21 protein-coding genes are annotated in these 17254 nt (G+C 66.6%); 15 read left to right on the top strand and 6 right to left on the bottom strand.

Annotation, left to right across the window (positions count from 1 at the left end):
• Positions 1–75: 75 nt before the first annotated feature.
• From hda to AC1POX_RS07270, 3 genes are read right to left on the bottom strand one after another with little or no spacing between them, the layout of a single operon-like run.
• On the bottom strand, positions 76–783 hold the full coding sequence (gene hda / locus AC1POX_RS07280; protein ID WP_005913349.1) for a DnaA regulatory inactivator Hda: 708 nt from the start codon (positions 781–783) through the stop codon (positions 76–78).
• On the bottom strand, positions 780–1946 hold the full coding sequence (locus AC1POX_RS07275; RefSeq protein ID WP_008572638.1) for an AI-2E family transporter: 1167 nt from the start codon (positions 1944–1946) through the stop codon (positions 780–782). The genes hda and AC1POX_RS07275 overlap by 4 nt, the downstream gene beginning before the upstream one ends.
• A complete protein-coding gene (locus AC1POX_RS07270; protein WP_029819911.1) occupies positions 1943–3055 on the bottom strand; it encodes a DUF2066 domain-containing protein in 1113 nt (370 codons plus the stop codon). The genes AC1POX_RS07275 and AC1POX_RS07270 overlap by 4 nt, the downstream gene beginning before the upstream one ends.
• Positions 3056–3077: 22 nt before the next feature.
• Between AC1POX_RS07270 and purM the strand changes: the two genes are divergently transcribed.
• The 5 genes from purM (at position 3078) to AC1POX_RS07245 (ending at position 6961) form a co-directional block, all read left to right on the top strand.
• Complete coding sequence (gene purM / locus AC1POX_RS07265) at positions 3078–4211, top strand: phosphoribosylformylglycinamidine cyclo-ligase (RefSeq protein WP_372356909.1); 1134 nt, start codon at positions 3078–3080, stop codon at positions 4209–4211.
• Positions 4212–4223: 12 nt separating this feature from the next.
• Positions 4224–4688, top strand: coding sequence for a hypothetical protein (locus AC1POX_RS07260; protein WP_372356908.1), 465 nt, complete (start codon positions 4224–4226; stop codon positions 4686–4688).
• Positions 4689–4711: 23 nt separating this feature from the next.
• Positions 4712–5380, top strand: a complete 669-nt coding sequence (purN, locus tag AC1POX_RS07255) for a phosphoribosylglycinamide formyltransferase (protein WP_031423600.1) — start codon at positions 4712–4714, stop codon at positions 5378–5380.
• Positions 5381–5446: 66 nt separating this feature from the next.
• Entirely contained in the window at positions 5447–6274 is an 828-nt protein-coding gene (locus tag AC1POX_RS07250) for a DUF3108 domain-containing protein (RefSeq protein ID WP_008572646.1), read from the top strand.
• A 3-nt stretch (positions 6275–6277) separates the two neighbouring features.
• A complete protein-coding gene (locus tag AC1POX_RS07245; RefSeq protein ID WP_008572650.1) occupies positions 6278–6961 on the top strand; it encodes a DUF3108 domain-containing protein in 684 nt (227 codons plus the stop codon).
• Between the two features lie 563 nt (positions 6962–7524).
• Here AC1POX_RS07245 and AC1POX_RS07240 read toward each other — a convergent pair.
• From AC1POX_RS07240 to AC1POX_RS07230, 3 genes are all read right to left on the bottom strand, one after another.
• Positions 7525–7848, bottom strand: coding sequence for a hypothetical protein (locus tag AC1POX_RS07240; RefSeq protein WP_031423605.1), 324 nt, complete (start codon positions 7846–7848; stop codon positions 7525–7527).
• Positions 7845–9119 carry a UDP-N-acetylglucosamine 1-carboxyvinyltransferase gene (gene murA / locus AC1POX_RS07235; protein WP_127167403.1) on the bottom strand — a complete coding sequence of 425 codons (1275 nt, stop codon included), beginning with the start codon at positions 9117–9119 and terminating at the stop codon, positions 7845–7847. The genes AC1POX_RS07240 and murA overlap by 4 nt, the downstream gene beginning before the upstream one ends.
• A gap of 240 nt (positions 9120–9359) precedes the next feature.
• A complete protein-coding gene (locus tag AC1POX_RS07230; protein WP_014090695.1) occupies positions 9360–9587 on the bottom strand; it encodes a BolA family protein in 228 nt (75 codons plus the stop codon).
• Positions 9588–9640: 53 nt separating this feature from the next.
• Between AC1POX_RS07230 and AC1POX_RS07225 the strand changes: the two genes are divergently transcribed.
• The 10 genes from AC1POX_RS07225 (at position 9641) to rapZ (ending at position 17249) form a co-directional block, all read left to right on the top strand.
• Positions 9641–10642: a KpsF/GutQ family sugar-phosphate isomerase gene (locus AC1POX_RS07225; protein WP_011348146.1), complete on the top strand. Its 1002-nt coding sequence runs from the start codon at positions 9641–9643 to the stop codon at positions 10640–10642.
• Between the two features lie 48 nt (positions 10643–10690).
• Entirely contained in the window at positions 10691–11239 is a 549-nt protein-coding gene (locus AC1POX_RS07220) for a KdsC family phosphatase (protein WP_008572659.1), read from the top strand.
• Positions 11236–11811 (top strand): LPS export ABC transporter periplasmic protein LptC, encoded by a 576-nt coding sequence (lptC, locus tag AC1POX_RS07215; RefSeq protein WP_008572662.1) that lies wholly within the window; start codon positions 11236–11238, stop codon positions 11809–11811. Before AC1POX_RS07220 ends, lptC begins: the two co-directional genes overlap by 4 nt.
• Complete coding sequence (lptA, locus tag AC1POX_RS07210) at positions 11789–12349, top strand: lipopolysaccharide transport periplasmic protein LptA (RefSeq protein WP_083348053.1); 561 nt, start codon at positions 11789–11791, stop codon at positions 12347–12349. The genes lptC and lptA overlap by 23 nt, the downstream gene beginning before the upstream one ends.
• On the top strand, positions 12349–13068 hold the full coding sequence (gene lptB, locus AC1POX_RS07205) for an LPS export ABC transporter ATP-binding protein (protein WP_008572666.1): 720 nt from the start codon (positions 12349–12351) through the stop codon (positions 13066–13068). Before lptA ends, lptB begins: the two co-directional genes overlap by 1 nt.
• Before the next feature lie 40 nt (positions 13069–13108).
• Positions 13109–14548: an RNA polymerase factor sigma-54 gene (locus AC1POX_RS07200; RefSeq protein WP_008572669.1), complete on the top strand. Its 1440-nt coding sequence runs from the start codon at positions 13109–13111 to the stop codon at positions 14546–14548.
• 87 nt (positions 14549–14635) lie between these two features.
• On the top strand, positions 14636–14953 hold the full coding sequence (gene hpf / locus AC1POX_RS07195; protein WP_005913379.1) for a ribosome hibernation-promoting factor, HPF/YfiA family: 318 nt from the start codon (positions 14636–14638) through the stop codon (positions 14951–14953).
• 21 nt (positions 14954–14974) lie between these two features.
• The gene (locus AC1POX_RS07190) at positions 14975–15433 is read left to right on the top strand and encodes a PTS sugar transporter subunit IIA (RefSeq protein ID WP_122272508.1); all 459 of its coding nucleotides are present in this window, start codon (positions 14975–14977) and stop codon (positions 15431–15433) included.
• Positions 15430–16380, top strand: coding sequence for an HPr(Ser) kinase/phosphatase (gene hprK, locus AC1POX_RS07185; protein WP_003487845.1), 951 nt, complete (start codon positions 15430–15432; stop codon positions 16378–16380). The genes AC1POX_RS07190 and hprK overlap by 4 nt, the downstream gene beginning before the upstream one ends.
• Positions 16377–17249: an RNase adapter RapZ gene (gene rapZ, locus AC1POX_RS07180; RefSeq protein ID WP_008572674.1), complete on the top strand. Its 873-nt coding sequence runs from the start codon at positions 16377–16379 to the stop codon at positions 17247–17249. Before hprK ends, rapZ begins: the two co-directional genes overlap by 4 nt.
• Positions 17250–17254: the final 5 nt, after the last annotated feature.

Raw genomic sequence — 17254 nt, 5'->3', positions numbered from 1 at the left:
CATTACCTGCCGCCGATCCACCGCAGCGTATCCAACACACGGCACAACTGCAGCGCGATCCGCTTCGCTTCTGCGCTATCCGGGTCCCGGCATCCCCGCTACCACACGCCGCAGAAATGGCACGGTGATGCGGCGTTTTGCGGCCAACGATTCGCGATCCAGACGATCCAGCAAGGCCACCAGCCCCGCCAGTTCGCGCTCGCTGTGGGTCAGCAGCCAGTCGATCGCCGCTTCGTCCAGCGCCAGGCCGCGACGCTGCGCGCGGTCGCGCAGTACTGCCGCGCGTGCCGCATCGTCGAGCACGGGCAACCCGATCCGAATGCATTGCGACAGCCGCGAACGCAGGTCCGGCAACACCAACGCCAGCCCATCGGGCATCTGTCGCGCGGTGTACAACAGCGTGATGCCGGCCGCGCGCGCGCGATTGTGGAAATCGAACAACGCCACTTCGTCGTCGCGTCGGCCGGCGATGCTTTCCACGCCATCCAGGGCGACCACGCCGCGGCCTTCCAGCGCTTCGAGCGCATCGCGCAAGCGGCCGGCGGCCGCCTGCAGCGGCAGATACGCGGGAGTGCGCCCGGCCTGCTCGGCGGCGGCGCACAGCGACAGCGCCAGATGCGTCTTGCCGGTGCCGGCGGGGCCGGAGAGATACAACCAATCGCTCACATGCCCCGCAGCCAGCGCCTGCAACTGCGCAAGCAGGCCGTCGGGCGCGGCGATGTAACTGTCGAAACGCTGATCGGGTGGCGCGCGCAACGCCAGCGGCAACTGCGGAACACTCACGACCGGTCCGGGTCCTTGCTGGGGTCGATGATCACGCTGCGCTCGGGCGTGGACTGCAGCACGATGCCGGCGCGCTCGCCCGCATACAGGTCGCTGCGCGTGTACTGCTCATGCGCATAGCGCAACAGCACGTTGGCCACTGCCGCGACCGGCAATGCCAGCAACATGCCGAGAAAGCCGAACAACTGGCCGCCGGCCATCACCGCGAAGATCACCGCCACCGGGTGCAGGCCGATCTTGTCGCCGACGATACGCGGCGTGAGCACGTAGCTTTCCAGCAGCTGGCCCACCGTGAACACGACACCCACGCCGACCAGCAATTTCAGATCCAGCCCTTGCGCCTGCACGATGGCTGCCAGTAGCGCCAGCACGATGCCTGTGGTCGCGCCCAGGTACGGAATGAAGCTGATCAAGCCCGCGATGATGCCGATCAACAGGCCCAGGTTGAGCCCGATGATGGACATACCGGTGGCGTAAATCGCACCCAGCGCCAGCATCACCAGGAACTGGCCACGGATGAAGCCACCGAGCACGTCGTTGGATTCCTGTGCCAGGCGACTCACGGTACCAATGTAGGCGCGCGGGATGACGGCAGCCACGCGTTCGACCAGGCGATCCCAGTCGCGCAGGAAGTAGAACGCCAGGATCGGCAGCAGCGCCAGGTTGATCACCCAGGTCACCATCGCAAAGCCCGAGCGCGACACGTAGCCGAAGAGCGTCTTGGCGGCGCCACCGGCCTGTTCCCAATGGCTGCGGATCCAGTCGATCAAGCGCTCCGGATCCAGCCAGGCCATCAGCTGCATGCCGGTCTTGGCTTCCAGCCACGGGATGGCCGTGCCAATCGCCCAGTTGCGCATCTGCGGCAGCGCATCGATCAAGGTCATGATCTGGCGCTCGATCATCGGCACCAGAATCATCAGCGCCAGCACGAACAGCAGCGTCGCCAGCACGAAGACCAGCATCACCGCGACATTCCGCGAGCGTCCGGCACGTTCGATGCGATCCACCAGCGGGTCGCCCAGCCAGGCCAGCAACAGCGCCAGCACGAACGGGGTCAGGATCGGCGCCAGCAGCGAGACCACCCACAACACACCGACAATCACCGCCGCCCACTTGAGGCGACGCAGGAACAGGGCAATTTCGGCTTCGGGAGTCAAAGTCATTTCAGACGGTACTCGGCGTGCTCGTTTTCGAGAATGATCGGGCCTTCGGTCGGTACCGAGACCGAGACCAGCGGGCTGTTGTCGCCGAGCATACGGTTGAGGCCGGAAATACCCGTGAGCAATTCCAGGTCCAATTCCATCCGGTCGCCATTGGCGCTGACCGGGCGGATGCTGCGTACCACCGAGACGCCCTGCAGCGCGGCCGACACGCGCAGGTAGTCGTCGGCGCTGCTGATGCCGGTGATCACCACGCGGTAGACACCGGGCACGCCCGAATCCACCCGCTTGGCGTAGCGCTTGACCAGCGCATCGGCGGCGCCGTCGGCGCCGGCCGCCATGGCGCGGCGTGCATCGCCGTCGCTGCTGGTCCAGCTGGACAGCACATTGCCGTTGTCCACGAAGACCCAATCGGCAGTCCAGCCGGCGGCGTTGCGGTAGAGCTTGCCGATCAACTGCATCGGTGGGCTGTACTTGGCCGAGGCGCGCGACACCGCGGCGGTGTCCTTGCGCCAGATCGCGCCAGCCAGCGCCTGCTCGGCGGCGGCGCCGCTCGGCAGCCCGAGGCGGTAGCCACGTTCGATCGCACGGTCCAGCACGCTGCGCGCGGCATTGGCCTGGGCCACGCCAACCAGGCGTGGGCCGCTGCCGTCGTCGATGGCCAACCACAGCACCGGCTTGGGCCGCGGCAAGGGCCACACCGGCAAGCCCAGCGCGGCGATCAGGCCATCCACATCCGATTGCCGGAAACGTGCCACCAGGGTCGTACGGAAGGTCGGCGCGCCAGTGCGCGAGGTGCCCTGATCCTGGCGGTAGTCGTAGTGCTCGACGTAGTTCGGCGCGTTGCGCAGCGCCTGCGGCACGCCGGGGCGGCTCATCACGGCGCGGTCGCCGGAGACCTTGCCCAGCACGGCGCCGAGCGCACGTGCCAGTGCGCCGGGGCGATCGGATTCGCTCTGGCTGTTGACCGGCACTTCGGCGTCGTAGGCACTTTGCGCCTTGGCAACGTCGCCTTCGGTGCGCAGATCTGCTTGCGCAAAGGCCGGAGCGACGGGCATGGCGACCACGAGGGCGAGAAAGAAAGCGAGACTGCGGCGCATCGACGGTTCCATGACATAAGCGTATCCGGGTGAATTGTTGCCCGAATGGGGCGCTAGCGCCAACGTGGCTGCTAAAATCGCCGCCTTTACCGCCGAGCCACCCCCGCCCGTGACCAGCCAGACGCCTTCCAGCCCCTCGCCCATGACCTACCGCGACGCGGGGGTCGACATCGATGCCGGCAACGCATTGGTCGAACGCATCAAGCCGCTGGTCAAGCGCAGCTTCCGGCCCGAGGTCATGGGCGGCCTGGGTGGCTTCGGCGCGCTGTTCGACCTGTCCGGCAAGTACAAGGAGCCGGTGCTGGTCTCTGGCACCGACGGCGTGGGCACCAAGCTCAAGCTGGCTCAGCAATTGGGACGGCACGACACCATCGGCATCGACCTGGTCGGCATGTGCGTCAACGACGTGCTGGTGCAGGGCGCCGAGCCGCTGTTCTTCCTGGATTACTTCGCCACCGGCAAGCTGGATGTGGACACCGCCGCGGCGGTGGTGGGCGGCATCGCGCGTGGCTGCGAGCTCTCCGGTTGCGCGCTGATCGGCGGCGAAACTGCCGAAATGCCCGACATGTACCCGCCGGGCGAATACGACCTGGCCGGTTTCACCGTGGGCGCGGTGGAAAAATCGCAGCTGCTGGATGGCGCGCAGGTGCGCGACGGCGACGTGCTGATCGGCCTCGCCTCCTCCGGCCCGCATTCCAACGGCTATTCGCTGATCCGCAAGATCTACGAGCGCGCCGGTGCGCCGGCCGAACACGTGCTGGACGATGGCACCAAGCTGATCGATGCGCTGATGGCGCCGACCGCGCTATACGTCAAGCCGGTGCTGGCCCTGCTCAAGGCGCATGGCGAGGCGATCCACGCCATGGCGCATATTACCGGCGGCGGGTTGACCGAGAACATCATCCGCGTGATACCCCAAGGGCTGGGTCTGGACATCGACGCCACTGCCTGGACCCTGCCGCCGGTCTTTGCCTGGCTGCAGCGCGAAGGTTCGGTGGCCGATGCCGAAATGTGGCGCACCTTCAACTGCGGCATCGGCTTCGTGCTGATCGCCTCGCCCGAGCAGGCCGCCACGCTGGAGCAGGCGCTGGATGCGCAGTCGCTGGCGCATTGGCGCATCGGCCAGGTGGTGACGGCGCATGGCGACGAGCGCGTGCGGATCGGCTGAGAGAAGACCTGCATGGACGCGTCCCCGATCGCCAGCCCTGCCACTGCCACTGCCAGCGCTGAAGATCTGCAGCAGCTCAAGTTGCTGTCGATCTTCCACTACGTGCTGGCCGGCATCACCGGGTTGTTTTCGTTGTTTCCGTTGATCCATCTGTTCATGGGCCTTGCCATCGTGACTGGCCATCTGCCCATGGAGAGCACCAGCCCGGACGCGCCGCCAATGGACCCGCGCTGGTTCGGCTGGTTTTTCGTGGTGTTCGCGGCAGCGTTCATCTGCTGCGGCCTGACGCTAGCAGGGTTCATCGCCTATACCGGCCGTTGCATCGCCCAGCGCAGGCGGCATCTGTTGTGCCTGATCGTGGCCGGCATCTCCTGCTCGTTCATGCCGTTCGGCACCGTCGTCGGTGTGTTTACGCTGGTGGTGCTGCTGCGTCCGCAGGTGAAGGCTCTGTTCGGTGCCGGCAACGCTGCGGTTTGAGACGTTTGTGAGCCTACTCTCCAATGCCCGCACCTGAGGCCCCATTGCGCCTGGCCGTGCTGGCCTCCGGCCGCGGCAGCAACCTGCAGGCCATCCTGGATGCGATCGCCAGCGGACGCCTGCATGCCGAGGTGGTCGGCGTATTTTCCGATCGCCCGCAGGCGCCGGCCTTGCAGAAAGTCGAGCCGGCGCGTCGCTGGAGCGCCAGCCCGCGCGATTTCGCCGACCGCGCCGCCTTCGATGCCGCGCTGGGCGATGCCATCGCCGCCACGCAGCCGGACTGGGTGATCTGCGCCGGCTATATGCGCATCCTGGGTGAGCCGTTGGTGCGCCGTTTCGCCGGGCGCATGCTCAACATCCACCCCTCGCTGCTACCCAAATACCGCGGCCTGCACACGCACGCGCGCGCGCTGGAAGCCGGCGATGCAGAGCATGGCGCCAGCGTGCATCTGGTGGTGCCGGAGCTGGATGCCGGCGCGGTGATCGCGCAGGCACGCGTGCCGGTCCTGCCCGGAGACAGTGCCGAACAACTGGCCACGCGGGTGCTGGCGCGCGAGCACCCGCTGCTCCTGGCCACGCTGGAGCTGCTTGCCAGTGGCCGCGTCGCGGTGCACGGCGACACCGTACTTATCGACGGTCAGTGCCTGTTTACGCCACTGCGACTAGAGTCCGCAAACACCGCACTCGCCTGAATGCGGAAGACATCCCCCTCATCCCGTCTCGGACATCCTTGCGGCCTCCGTGCCCGCCACCAGCGCATGAACGTCATCCCGATCGCCGCCGCGCTGTTAACTGTCGCCTTGCTGACCGAGGCCGGCCCCGGCCGTGCGCAGCAGGCGCCCGCCGCGCCTGTGCCAGCGGCGCCCGTTCCGGTCACAACTCCAGGCGCCGCGCCGACACCGCCCGCAGCCCTGCCCGCCAGCACCTGGACACCGCCGCCACTGGAACCGTTCGTGGCGACCTACCAGGCGTTCTACCGTGGCAAGGAAGCAGGCGATGCCACCATGCAGGTCAGCCACGGCGAGGGTAGCCAGTGGCGCATCGACATGTCGGTGCGTGGCCGCAAGGGCTTCGCCAGCATCCTGGGCCTGAACCTGGAGCAGAGCACGGTGTTCCGCGTGGACGGCGACACATATGTGCCGCTAAGCCAGAGCACGGTGCGCAAGGCAGTGTTCTTCGGCAAGAAGGTCACCGGCGTCTACAACTGGCAGGCCGGCACAGCGCAGTGGAACGGTGATCTGAAGGAAGATCGCCAGCAGCCGATCCCCTTGCAGCACGGCGACCAAAGCGCGTTGTCGCTGAACCTGTCGCTGATGCGCGACGCGCAACCCGGGCGCAACCTCAGCTATCGCTATGTCGACGTCGGCAAGGTGCGCAAATACGACTACCGCGCAGCCGACGCCACCGAGGTGGTGCAGGTGGGCGATCTGAGCTACGACGCGTTGCGCGTGTACCGCGTCAACGGTGGCGACAACGAAACCATCCTCTGGATCGCCAACGGGGTCCCCACCCCGGTGCGCATCCTCCAACGTGACAAAGGTGAGGATCAGGTCGATCTACGCCTGGTCGAATACCAAGGAGCCTGATCGATGAAAACCCTCCCCCGTCCCAGCGCCATCGTTGCCGCCGCCGCATTGGCCTTGGCCAGTCTGCCTGCCTTGGCCATGCAGCCATTCCAGGCCGACTACTCGGCCAACTACATGGGCATGCAAGCCAATGGCACCATGACCCTGGCCGCTGCCGGCGCCAACCAGTGGCGCTACACGCTGACCATCCAGAACCAGCTGGCCAACCTGACCCAGAGCACGGTGTTCGAAGAAGCAAATGGCCAACTGCGCCCGGTCAGCAGCAACGACACCTCGTCGATGATGGTCAAGCGCCGTAATGTCACCGCCAACTACGACTGGAAGACCAGTCAGGCGACCTGGGGCGGCGACATCAAGCCGGACCGCCGCGGGCCGGTGAAACTGCAGCCCGGCGACATGGACGCGCTGCTGATCAACCTGGCCATCACGCGCGATCTGGCCGCCGGCAAACCACTGAACTACCGCATGGTGGACGAAGGCCGCATCAAGCCGATGAGCTATAAGGTGGTCGGCAAGGAAACCATCACCGTCAACGGCAAGCAGGAGCAGGCCACCAAGGTCTCGCGCGTGGACGGCGACAAGGAATTGATTGCGTGGGTGGTCAAGGACCTGCCGGTACCGGCGCGCCTGCTGCAGAAGGAAAAGGGCCAGGATGCGCTGGACCTGACCATCAAGTCGCTGCGCTGAGCGTTTGTGCCTGATCGAGCGTGCCCAGGAATGCGCTGCGGTGCGCTACTGGGAGCCACTATTGAGCCGGCAACCCGCCAATAGCCATTCTGAAGCGTGGTGAACCGAATGCGCGGTGCCCTCACCGCTCGCGGGACACGCCGTGAATCCGTCCGTGGAGGCTCGGTGGCGGCATCCATGCCGCCACACGGTCCCGCAAGCGGCGAGGACACCGCACCAGGCAGTTCGCGGGCTGCTCTGTTGAAAGCGAGAGCAGCAACGGCCGGTTGAAGGCACGGTGAGGACACCGCCTCAAACCTCTTGCGTGCGCCTCGATTGAAGAACCAAGACGCCACGCCAGCGCGCTGAGTGTTGTTTGGTTGAGACTGCGCACCCCGACCATCGTGACTGGTCCTTGCCCGCCTACCGTCGCGGGACCTTATGCGGCATGGATGCCGCATAAGAGCCTACACGGACGTACTTGCGGCGTGTCCCGCGATGGTGGGCGGGCGAGGACCCTGCAGCCAAGCCGCAGCTCAGCCGCTCTTCATGCACCGGTCGGAGCCAGGCCGAGCTGCGACCTCTCAGGGCTTACCCGCGGCCTTGCCATCGCCGGTGCTGAACACCGTGCGGCAGTCCACGCGGATCTGCTCGCCGGTGCTGCGCCAATAGAACAGGTCGCAATGGCGCTTGCCTTCGACAGTCTTCTTTACCGCCACCGCGTAGAACGACTGCGCGATCTCTTCGCGGCTGGCAGTGCCGTCGTTGTTCCAGTCCATGTCCTTGAACTCCACGCCCTGGGTGATGGCCATGCCCACGCTCCAGGCATAGGCCAGCCACGCCAGGATCAGCACGATCACGCCGAGCAGGATCTTGCGCCGGGTGGTGAAACGGCCGCGCAGGATCATGCGGTGCGCTGGATGGTCGCGCCCAGCGCCCCCAGCTTCTCCTCGATGTTTTCGTAGCCACGGTCCAGGTGGTAGATGCGATCGATGGTGGTGTCGCCATCGGCGACCAGGCCTGCCAGGATCAGCGACGCCGATGCGCGCAGGTCGGTCGCCATCACTGGCGCGCCGCTCAGGCGTTCGGAACCGCGCACGATGGCAGTGTGGCCTTCGACCTGGATATCCGCGCCCAGGCGCAGCAGCTCGTTGACGTGCATGAAGCGGTTTTCGAAGATGGTTTCGTTGATCACGCCCACCCCATCGGCCACGCAGTTGAGCGCCATGAATTGCGCCTGCATGTCGGTGGGAAACGCCGGGTACGGCGCAGTGGTCAGGCTGACTGCGCGCGGACGCTTGCCCTGCATGTCCAGCGTGATGCTGTCGGCGGTGGTGGTGATGGTGGCGCCGGCCTCGGTCAGCTTGTCCAGCACTGCATCCAGCGTTTCCGGGCGCGCGCGGCGCACGGTGACGCTGCCGCCGGTCATCGCCGCGGCGACCAGGAAGGTGCCGGTTTCGATGCGGTCCGGCAGCACCGCATGGTGCCCGCCGCCCAGCCGCTCGACGCCCTGCACCACGATGCGCGGCGTGCCGGCGCCTTCAATCTGCGCACCGAGTGCGATCAGACAGTCGGCCAGGTCGGTGACTTCCGGCTCCATCGCCGCGTTTTCCAGCACCGTGGTGCCTTCGGCGAGCACCGCGGCCATCAGCACGTTCTCGGTGCCGGTGACGCTGACCATATCGAACACATAGCGCGCGCCCTTCAGGCGCCCGTGGCTGGTGGCCTTGATGTAGCCATTTTCCACGCTGATGTCGGCACCCAGTGCCTGCAGGCCCTTGATGTGCTGGTCCACCGGGCGCGAACCGATCGCGCAACCGCCGGGCAGCGACACTTCGGCAGTGCCGTAGCGCGCCAGCAGTGGGCCCAACACCAGGATCGAGGCACGCATGGTCTTGACCAGCTCGTACGGCGCAACCTGATGGGTGACCGAGCGCGGGTCGACCAGGATCGAACGGCCCTTGGCCAGCGTGCCTTCGTCGATGGTGACCTCCGCGCCAAGCTCGCTGAGCAGCTTCACCGTGGTGATCACGTCGTGCAGGTGCGGCACGTTGCTGATTTCCACCGGCGCGTCGGCCAGCAGGGTCGCGCACAGGATCGGCAGCACTGCGTTCTTGGCGCCGGAAATATTGACTTCGCCATGCAGCGCTTGGCCGCCGGTCACTACGATTTTTGCCATGGGAATCTGAGAAATCCGAAAGTAGAAGGGATGTCGGGAATGAAATAAGGCGCGTATCGATCGTGGTGCACGCGGCGCGCGGTGGAACCGGGGGATCGAGCCGCGCCGGATATGGCCCGGGACGCGCTGGACGCAATCACTGCGTGGGCGAGGACGACGCCAGCCGAGGCGATGCAGGGGCATCCTGCTTCCGACCCCGTGCTGCGCACCGCTCCGGCCCAGCCCGCTCGGCGGCTGCGTTCAGCCTTCTTCGGGCGTCAGCGTCTTCAGCTGCAGCGCGTGGATCGCCCCGCCCATCAGCTCGCCCAGGGTCGCATAGACCATGCGGTGCCGCGCCAGTGGTGGCTTGCCGACGAATGCAGGGCTGACCACGGTGGCCTCGAAGTGCACGCCGTCGTCGCCGTGCACGTCGACGCGGGCTTCGGGCAAGCCGGATTCGATGAGTTTACGGATGGTTTCGGCGTCCAAAGGGCGTTTCCTCATAAAATGAGCACACATTCTACTCTTCACCCGAGTCCTGCATGGCTGTCTCGCCCCTGCCCTCCGCCACCGTCAGCGACGCCAGCCTGGTCGCCAGCGGCCAGCGCGTGCTGCAGATCGAGCGCGAGGCGCTGGCCAGCGTGGGCGCACGCATCGGCAGCGAGTTCGCCGCGGCCTGCCGGCTGGTGCTGGCCTCGCGCGGACGGGTGGTCGCCACCGGAATGGGCAAGTCCGGCCATGTGGCGCGCAAGATCGCCGCCACCCTCGCCTCGACCGGCACGCCGGCATTCTTCGTGCACCCGGGCGAAGCCGGACACGGCGACCTGGGCATGATCACCGAGGCCGACATCGTGCTGGCGCTGTCGTACTCCGGGGAATCGGACGAGGTGCGCATGCTGCTGCCGGTGCTCAAGCGCCAGGGCAACCCGATCATCGCCATGACCGGCCGCACCGGTTCCACCCTGGCCCAAGCCGCCGACGTGCACCTGGACGTCAGCGTGTCGGCCGAAGCCTGCCCGCTGCATCTGGCCCCCACCTCCAGCACCACCGCCTCGTTGGCGATGGGCGATGCGCTGGCAGTCGCGCTGCTGGATGCGCGCGGCTTCACCGCCGACGACTTCGCGCGCTCGCATCCTGCCGGCAGCCTGGGACGGCGCCTGCTGCTGCACATTACCGATGTGATGCACGCCGGCGAGGACCTGCCGCGTGTGCGCGAAGACGCCAGCCTGAGCGAGGCGTTGATGGAAATGAGCCGCAAGCGGCTGGGCATGACTGCCGTGGTGGACGCCGACGACCGTCTGATCGGCCTGTTCACCGACGGCGACCTGCGCCGCGCGCTGGACAGCGACATCGACGTGCGCAGCGCCGGCATCGCGCAGGTGATGACGCGCAACCCGCGCACCATCGCCGCCGACCAGCTGGCCGCCGAGGCCGCGCGGCTCATGGAGGACTACAAGATCAACGGCCTGATCGTGGTCGATGCGCAGCACCGCGCGGTGGGCGCATTGAACATTCACGACCTGTTGCGCGCCAAGGTGGTTTAACAGGTTCAGTTTTCAACCGCCGGACCCCGTTCTCACCGATTCGTGCCGATGCCCTATTCCCCTTTGCAGCACCTTCCCGCCGAGCTGATCGAGCGCGCCGCGCGCGTCCGCCTTGCCTGTTTCGACGTCGACGGCACCCTGACCGACGGTCGCCTGTACTACGACCATGCCGGCAACGAGAGCAAAGCCTTCAACGTGCTCGACGGCCAGGGTCTGAAGCAGCTCGACCACGCCGGCATCCAGGTCGCGCTGATCACCGCGCGCGCCAGCCTGTCGGCGGAAAAGCGCGGCCAGGATCTGGGCCTGCATGTGCAGATCGGGGTGAAGAACAAGCGCCTGGCAGTGCTGGCGCTGTGCCAGGAGCACGGCCTGTCGCTGGACCAGGTGCTGTTCATGGGCGATGACCTCCCCGACCTGCCCGCCCTGCTCGCGGTCGGCCTGCCGGTGGCGCCGGCCAACGCGCATCCATGGATTGCCGAGCGCGTGCAGTGGCAGACCCGCGCCCGTGGCGGCGAAGGCGCCGCGCGCGAAGTCTGCGATGTGGTGCTGGCCGCACAAGGCCAGGTCGAACGCATCATCGAAGGGTTTTCGGCATGAATTGGAACTGGCGCACCACCCTGGGCGTGGTGCTGTTCGTCGCCGCCGTGATTTCCGGCTGGTCGGCCTGGAAACAGCGCGCGCGCCCAGCCGCCGCGGCCGTGCAGGAGTCCGGCGCCGACTACATCCTGCGCGACTTCGAGCTGATTGCCCTGGACAAGCAGAGCGGCAAGGAGTCGATGACGCTGCGCGCGCCGGAGATGCATCGCAACCGGGCCGACCAGACCGCTGACATCACCACGCCGGTGTTCCTGATGCCCGACAACGCCAATCTGCCGTGGACCCTGCGCGCCAAGACCGGCTGGGTCAATCCGGACGGCACCCAGCTGCGCCTGCGCGGCGATGTCGAGGGCGACAGCCCGACTGGCGGCGCCACGCCGCCCACCACGTTCCGCACCCAAAGCCTGGACGTGTTCCCGCAACAGAATATCGCCAAGACCGACGCGCCAGTGACCATGACCCGCCCGGGTATCATGCAGAGCGGCGTCGGCTTCGAAGCCGACCTCAAATCACGCCAGTACAAGCTCCTCTCTCAGGTCAAGACCCGCTATGAACCGAATGCTGCCCGCTAAACTGGCGTTTGCCGCACTGCTGCTGCCTGCGTTGGCAATGGCCAAGACCAGCGATCGCAACCAGCCGATGGCGATCGACTCCAATGCCAACGATTGCAACATGCTCGACGACAGCGGCAAGTGCCGTTTCAGCGGCAATGTGGTGATCACGCAGGGTACGCTGGAAATCCACGCCGACACCGCCGATATCTTCCAGAAGAACGGCCAGACCGATCGCGTGGTGCTCAACGGCAAGCAGGCCACGCTCAAGCAGGAGATGGACGACGGCGCCATGATGCACGGCCAGGCCGACAACATCGAATACAAGGTCGCCGATGAGATCATCATCCTGACCGGCAATTACAAGGTGGATTCGCCCAAGGGCACCAACGCCGGCCAGCGCATGGTCTACAACACCAAGACCGGCAACATGCAGAGCGGCGGCGATGGCAGCCGCGTGCGCACCATCATCCAGCCGAAGACCCCGGCGCCTGCCGCGGCAACGCCCGCTCCGACACCGGCCGCCAAGCCCGCTGCCAAGCCGCAGGGGAAGAAGTAATGCTGGTCGCCACCGGTCTGCGCAAGAAGTACAAGCAACGCGAAGTGGTCAAGGAGTTCGGCCTCACGCTGGAGGCCGGCGAGGTGGTGGGCCTGCTCGGCCCCAACGGCGCCGGCAAGACCACCTGCTTCTACATGATCGTGGGCCTGGTCGAAGCCGATGCCGGCCGTATCGAATTGGATGGCCGCGACCTCACTGCCGAGCCGATGTACGCACGCGCCAAGCTGGGCGTCGGCTACCTGCCGCAGGAGCCCTCGATCTTCCGCAAGCTCACCGTGGCCGACAACATCCGCCTGGTGCTGGAGCTGCGCGAGGAACTGGACAACGCCGGCCGTGAGAAGGAACTGGTCTCGCTGCTGGAAGAACTGCAGATCACCCATGTGGCCGATCAGCTCGGCGCCAGCCTCTCCGGCGGCGAGCGGCGCCGTTGCGAGATCGCACGCGCGCTGGCGGCCAAGCCGCGCATGATGCTGCTGGACGAACCCTTCGCCGGCGTGGACCCGATTTCGGTCGGCGAGATCCAGCGCATCATCATCCACCTCAAGGAGCGCGGCATCGGTGTGCTGATCACCGACCACAACGTGCGCGAAACCTTGGGAATCTGCGACCGCGCGTATATCCTCGCCGAGGGAGGCGTGCTGGCGCAGGGGGCACCAGACACGTTGCTAGCCAATCCCGACGTCCGTCGCGTGTATCTGGGGGAAACTTTCCGCCTTTGAGCGCGTCGCCGCGCCAACGCTTTTTCCAGTCAGTGCCCGCATGAAAGCCCGGCTCCAGACATCGCTAGGACAGCAGTTGGTCATGACGCCGCAATTGCGTCAGGCGATCAAGCTATTGCAGATGTCCACCACCGAGCTGGAAGTGGAAATCGCCGAGGCGGTGGAAACCAATCCGCTGCTGGAATGGGCCGACGAAGCTGCGCATGCGGCCAGCGACATCGCGGTGGACTCCTCGCCGTCCGCGTCCACCGAACACCCCCAGCGCGAAGAAGTCGCGCCTGCCGAGCGCGACGAGGATTGGTCGCAGGACGAACTGCAGTGGACCGGCTCGGGCAGCGGCGGCAGCTTCGACGACGACGAGTCCGGCGACGCGGCAGAGCGCGTGGCCGAATCCGAAACACTGGCCGACCACCTCTTGTGGCAGCTGCATCTATCACCGCTGTCGCCGCGCGACCGCCAGATCGGCGCGATGCTGATCGACGCGCTCGACGAAGACGGCTACCTGCGCGAACCGCTGTCGGCCATTCTCGAGACCCTGTCGCTGGGCGCCGCGGTCGACGAGGCCGACGTGCTCACCGTCCTGCATCAGATCCAGCGCTTCGACCCGGTGGGCGTGGGCGCGCGCACGCTGGGCGAATGCCTGGCGCTGCAGCTGGGGGTGCTCGATGCGGACACCCCCGGCCGCGAGCTGGCGCTGCAGATCGTTGCCGGCCCGCTGGAACGGCTGCCGCGCAGCGGTGTGGCCGGGCTGGCGCACGAGCTCAAGCGTTCCACTGCCGACGTGGAACAGGCGGTGCAGCTGGTGCGTTCGCTGGACCCGCGCCCGGGCAAACAGATCGGCGACCTGTCGCAGGACACCTATGTCGTGCCGGACTGCGTGATCTGGCGCCAGCGCGGGGTCTGGCGGGCCGCACTGGCCGGCCGCGCGCAGCCCAAGGTCACCATCCACCGCGGCTACGAAAACCTGATCCGCAGCTGCGGCGAATCCGATGCCGGCTATCTGCGTGGCCAGTTGCAGGAGGCGCGCTGGCTGCTCAAGAGCCTGGAGGCGCGCGGCGAGACCCTGTTGCGGGTGGTGCGCTGCCTGCTGGAACACCAGGCCGGGTTCCTGGAGTTCGGTGCGCAGGCCTTGCGCCCGTTGACGCTGCGCGAGATCGCGGGCGAGCTCGGGCTGCACGAATCCACCATTTCCCGCGCGATCGCCCGCAAATACGTGCGCACCCCGCGCGGCACCATCGCGCTGCGTTCGTTCTTCGCCTCCGGCATCGACACCGACAGCGGCGGCGAGGCCTCCAGCACCGCCATCCAGGCCATGATCCGGCGCCTGATCGATGCGGAAAACCCGCGCAAACCGCTCTCCGACGCCAAGCTGGCCGATCTGCTGAAAACATCCGGCGTACCAGTGGCGCGGCGCACCGTTGCGAAGTATCGTGAGGCCATGAACATTTCCGCCTCCCACGAACGCGTGCGCATCGCCTGACGTTGCAACCACCGCAACGCCGGCATGCGCCGGGCTTGTCGGATCACCGGAACGGTTCATTGGCCCACCGACCAATGGAGGTATCCGATGCGTATCGAGACGTATGGCCACCAGCTTGAAGTGACCCCCGCCCTGAGGGAGTACGTGGCAAGCAAGCTGCAGCGACTGCAGCGCCATTTCGACCAGCACTGCGAAGTCCGAACGCAGCTGGCCGTCCGCAAGCCGGACCACCACGTGGTCGCCACCGTCAACCTGCCCGGTCGCACCCTGCACGCAGATGCCAGCGGCTCCACCATGTATGCGGCCATCGACCTGCTGGTCGACAAGCTCGACCGCCTGGTCCTCAAGCACAAAGAGAAGAAATGTAACCACCACGCCCGCGAGGTGCGCGACAATCCCGCATGACGCTTCCCGCTTGATGCCCTCATGCCCTTAACCGATCTGATGGCGGCCGTGCGCACCGTGGTGTCGCCGGCCGCCGATCGCGACACCGTCCTGCATGCCGCCGCCGACCTGCTCTCCTGTCGTCAGGCCGGCGCCGACGAGCTCTACGCCAACCTGTGCGAGCGCGAGGCCCTGGGCAGTACCGCCATTGGCCATGGCATCGCCATTCCGCATGGGCGCTGCCCCAACCTCACCGAGCCACGCGGGGCCTTGCTGCGGCTGGACACGCCGGTGTCCTTCGGTGGTGACGAGCCGGTGGACCTGGTCTTCGCCATGGCCGTGCCGGCGCACTACACCCACCAGCACCTGATGCTGCTGTCCGAGCTGGCCGAACGGTTTTCCGATGCCGACTTCCGTCGGAACTTGCGCGCCGCACCCAACGCCGATGCCCTGATGGCGCTGCTCGCCGACATGCCGCCCGCGCAGGCGAGCGCGGCATGAATACCAGCATCACCGCACGCGAACTGTTCGACCAGCAGCGCGACAAGCTGGCCCTGCGCTGGGTCGCCGGCCCCAAGGGCGAGCACCGCGAGATCCAGGCCGGCAGCAACAACGCACGGCGCCCGTCGCTGGCTGGGTACCTCAATGTGATCTATCCCAACAAGGTGCAGATCCTGGGCACCGAGGAACTGGCCTGGCTGGACTCGCTGGATGCGCGGCAGCGCTGGGAAACCATCGAAAAGATCATCCAGGTGCAACCGCTGGCGCTGGCGATCAGCAAGAACCAGTCATGCCCGGAAGATCTGCGTGCGGCGGCGGACGAATCCAATACGCCGCTGTGGATCTCGTCCAAGCGCGGCCACGAGCTGCTCAACCATCTCTCCTACCATCTGGCACGCACGTTGGCGCCGCGGGTCACGCTGCATGGCGTGTTCATGGAGATCTACTCGATCGGCGTGCTGATCACCGGCGAAGCCGGCTCGGGCAAGAGCGAACTGGCGCTGGAACTGCTCAGCCGCGGCCACCGATTGGTGGCCGACGATGCGCCCGAGTTCACCCAGATCGCGCCCGATGTGCTCGACGGCACCTGCCCCGAACTGCTCCAGGATTTGCTGGAAGTACGCGGCCTGGGCGTCTTGAACGTGCGCGACATGTTCGGCGACACCGCGGTGAAGAAAAACAAGTACCTGCGCCTGATCGTGCACCTGACCCGGCCGATGACCGAGCCCACGCCGTCCGGCTACGAGCGTCTGACCGGCGATTCGGGCAGCCGCCATGTGCTGGACCTGGACGTGCCGCTGATCACCCTGCCGGTGATGCCCGGCCGCAATCTGGCCGTGCTGACCGAAGCAGCGACCCGGCTGCACATCCTGCGCACCAAAGGCATCGACCCGGCAGCGATGTTCATCGCTCGCCACAGCAACCTGCTGGAGCGACGTACGCCATGAGTGTTGCGCCCTCCACGCTGATGATCGTGAGCGGGCTGTCCGGCTCGGGCAAATCGGTCGCGCTGAAGACCTTCGAAGACCTGGATTACTACTGCTCGGACAATCTGCCGGTCGAGCTGCTGCCGGACTTCGTCAAAAGCCGTCTGCGTGGCAACCCGATCGGCGACCAGCGCCTGGCGGTGGGCATCGATGTGCGCAGCCGCAGCGACCTGACCCAGCTGGCGCAGTGGCGCCAGGCCGCGCAGGAATACGGCATCGAAGCGCGATTGCTGTTCTTCGAGGCCAGCGACGAGGCGTTGATCAAGCGGTATGCCGATACCCGCCGCCGCCACCCGCTCAGCCATCTCGGCCTGGCATTGCCGGAAGCGATCACCCGCGAGCGCCAGTTGACCGAACCGTTGCGTACGCAGGCCGATGCCGTCATCGACACCAGTACGCTCAACGTGCATCAATTGCGCCGCCGCGTGGTCACCGAGTTCGCGCTTGGTTCCCATGACCGGCTGTCGCTGCTGTTCGAATCGTTTGCCTACAAGCGCGGCGTGCCGGCCGAAGCCGACTTCGTGTTCGACGCGCGCGTGCTGCCCAATCCGCATTGGGATCCGGAGCTGCGCCCACTCACCGGCCGCGATGCCGGCGTGCGCGACTACCTGGACAACGAGGCGGACGTGCAGCGCTACAGCGCGCAGATCGTGGACCTGCTCGACACCTGGCTGCCGCGACTGCGCAACGACACCCGCAGCTACGTGACCATCGCCTTCGGTTGCACGGGCGGCAAACACCGCTCGGTCTACATGGCCGAGCGCATGGCCCGCCATGCGCGCGAACAAGGCTGGCCGGAAGTGGCGACGTTTCATCGCGAGCAGGACTGAGGGGC

Source organism: Xanthomonas sp. NCPPB 3442 (assembly GCF_056725145.1).
Note: the sequence above shows the minus strand (reverse complement) of the source record. Positions and strands in the feature narration are given on the sequence as shown.

Coding starts and splice junctions, on each gene's coding strand:
- murA (WP_127167403.1), bottom strand. CDS start 9,119: ATGGCAAAAATCGTAGTGACCGGCGGCCAAGCGCTGCATGGCGAAGTC.
- AC1POX_RS07220 (WP_008572659.1), top strand. CDS start 10,691: ATGCCCTATTCCCCTTTGCAGCACCTTCCCGCCGAGCTGATCGAGCGC.
- AC1POX_RS07270 (WP_029819911.1), bottom strand. CDS start 3,055: ATGGAACCGTCGATGCGCCGCAGTCTCGCTTTCTTTCTCGCCCTCGTG.
- AC1POX_RS07260 (WP_372356908.1), top strand. CDS start 4,224: ATGGACGCGTCCCCGATCGCCAGCCCTGCCACTGCCACTGCCAGCGCT.
- AC1POX_RS07200 (WP_008572669.1), top strand. CDS start 13,109: ATGAAAGCCCGGCTCCAGACATCGCTAGGACAGCAGTTGGTCATGACG.
- lptB (WP_008572666.1), top strand. CDS start 12,349: ATGCTGGTCGCCACCGGTCTGCGCAAGAAGTACAAGCAACGCGAAGTG.
- AC1POX_RS07240 (WP_031423605.1), bottom strand. CDS start 7,848: ATGATCCTGCGCGGCCGTTTCACCACCCGGCGCAAGATCCTGCTCGGC.
- lptC (WP_008572662.1), top strand. CDS start 11,236: ATGAATTGGAACTGGCGCACCACCCTGGGCGTGGTGCTGTTCGTCGCC.
- purN (WP_031423600.1), top strand. CDS start 4,712: ATGCCCGCACCTGAGGCCCCATTGCGCCTGGCCGTGCTGGCCTCCGGC.
- lptA (WP_083348053.1), top strand. CDS start 11,789: ATGAACCGAATGCTGCCCGCTAAACTGGCGTTTGCCGCACTGCTGCTG.
- AC1POX_RS07245 (WP_008572650.1), top strand. CDS start 6,278: ATGAAAACCCTCCCCCGTCCCAGCGCCATCGTTGCCGCCGCCGCATTG.
- AC1POX_RS07225 (WP_011348146.1), top strand. CDS start 9,641: ATGGCTGTCTCGCCCCTGCCCTCCGCCACCGTCAGCGACGCCAGCCTG.
- rapZ (WP_008572674.1), top strand. CDS start 16,377: ATGAGTGTTGCGCCCTCCACGCTGATGATCGTGAGCGGGCTGTCCGGC.
- AC1POX_RS07250 (WP_008572646.1), top strand. CDS start 5,447: ATGAACGTCATCCCGATCGCCGCCGCGCTGTTAACTGTCGCCTTGCTG.
- hprK (WP_003487845.1), top strand. CDS start 15,430: ATGAATACCAGCATCACCGCACGCGAACTGTTCGACCAGCAGCGCGAC.
- AC1POX_RS07275 (WP_008572638.1), bottom strand. CDS start 1,946: ATGACTTTGACTCCCGAAGCCGAAATTGCCCTGTTCCTGCGTCGCCTC.
- AC1POX_RS07190 (WP_122272508.1), top strand. CDS start 14,975: ATGCCCTTAACCGATCTGATGGCGGCCGTGCGCACCGTGGTGTCGCCG.
- hpf (WP_005913379.1), top strand. CDS start 14,636: ATGCGTATCGAGACGTATGGCCACCAGCTTGAAGTGACCCCCGCCCTG.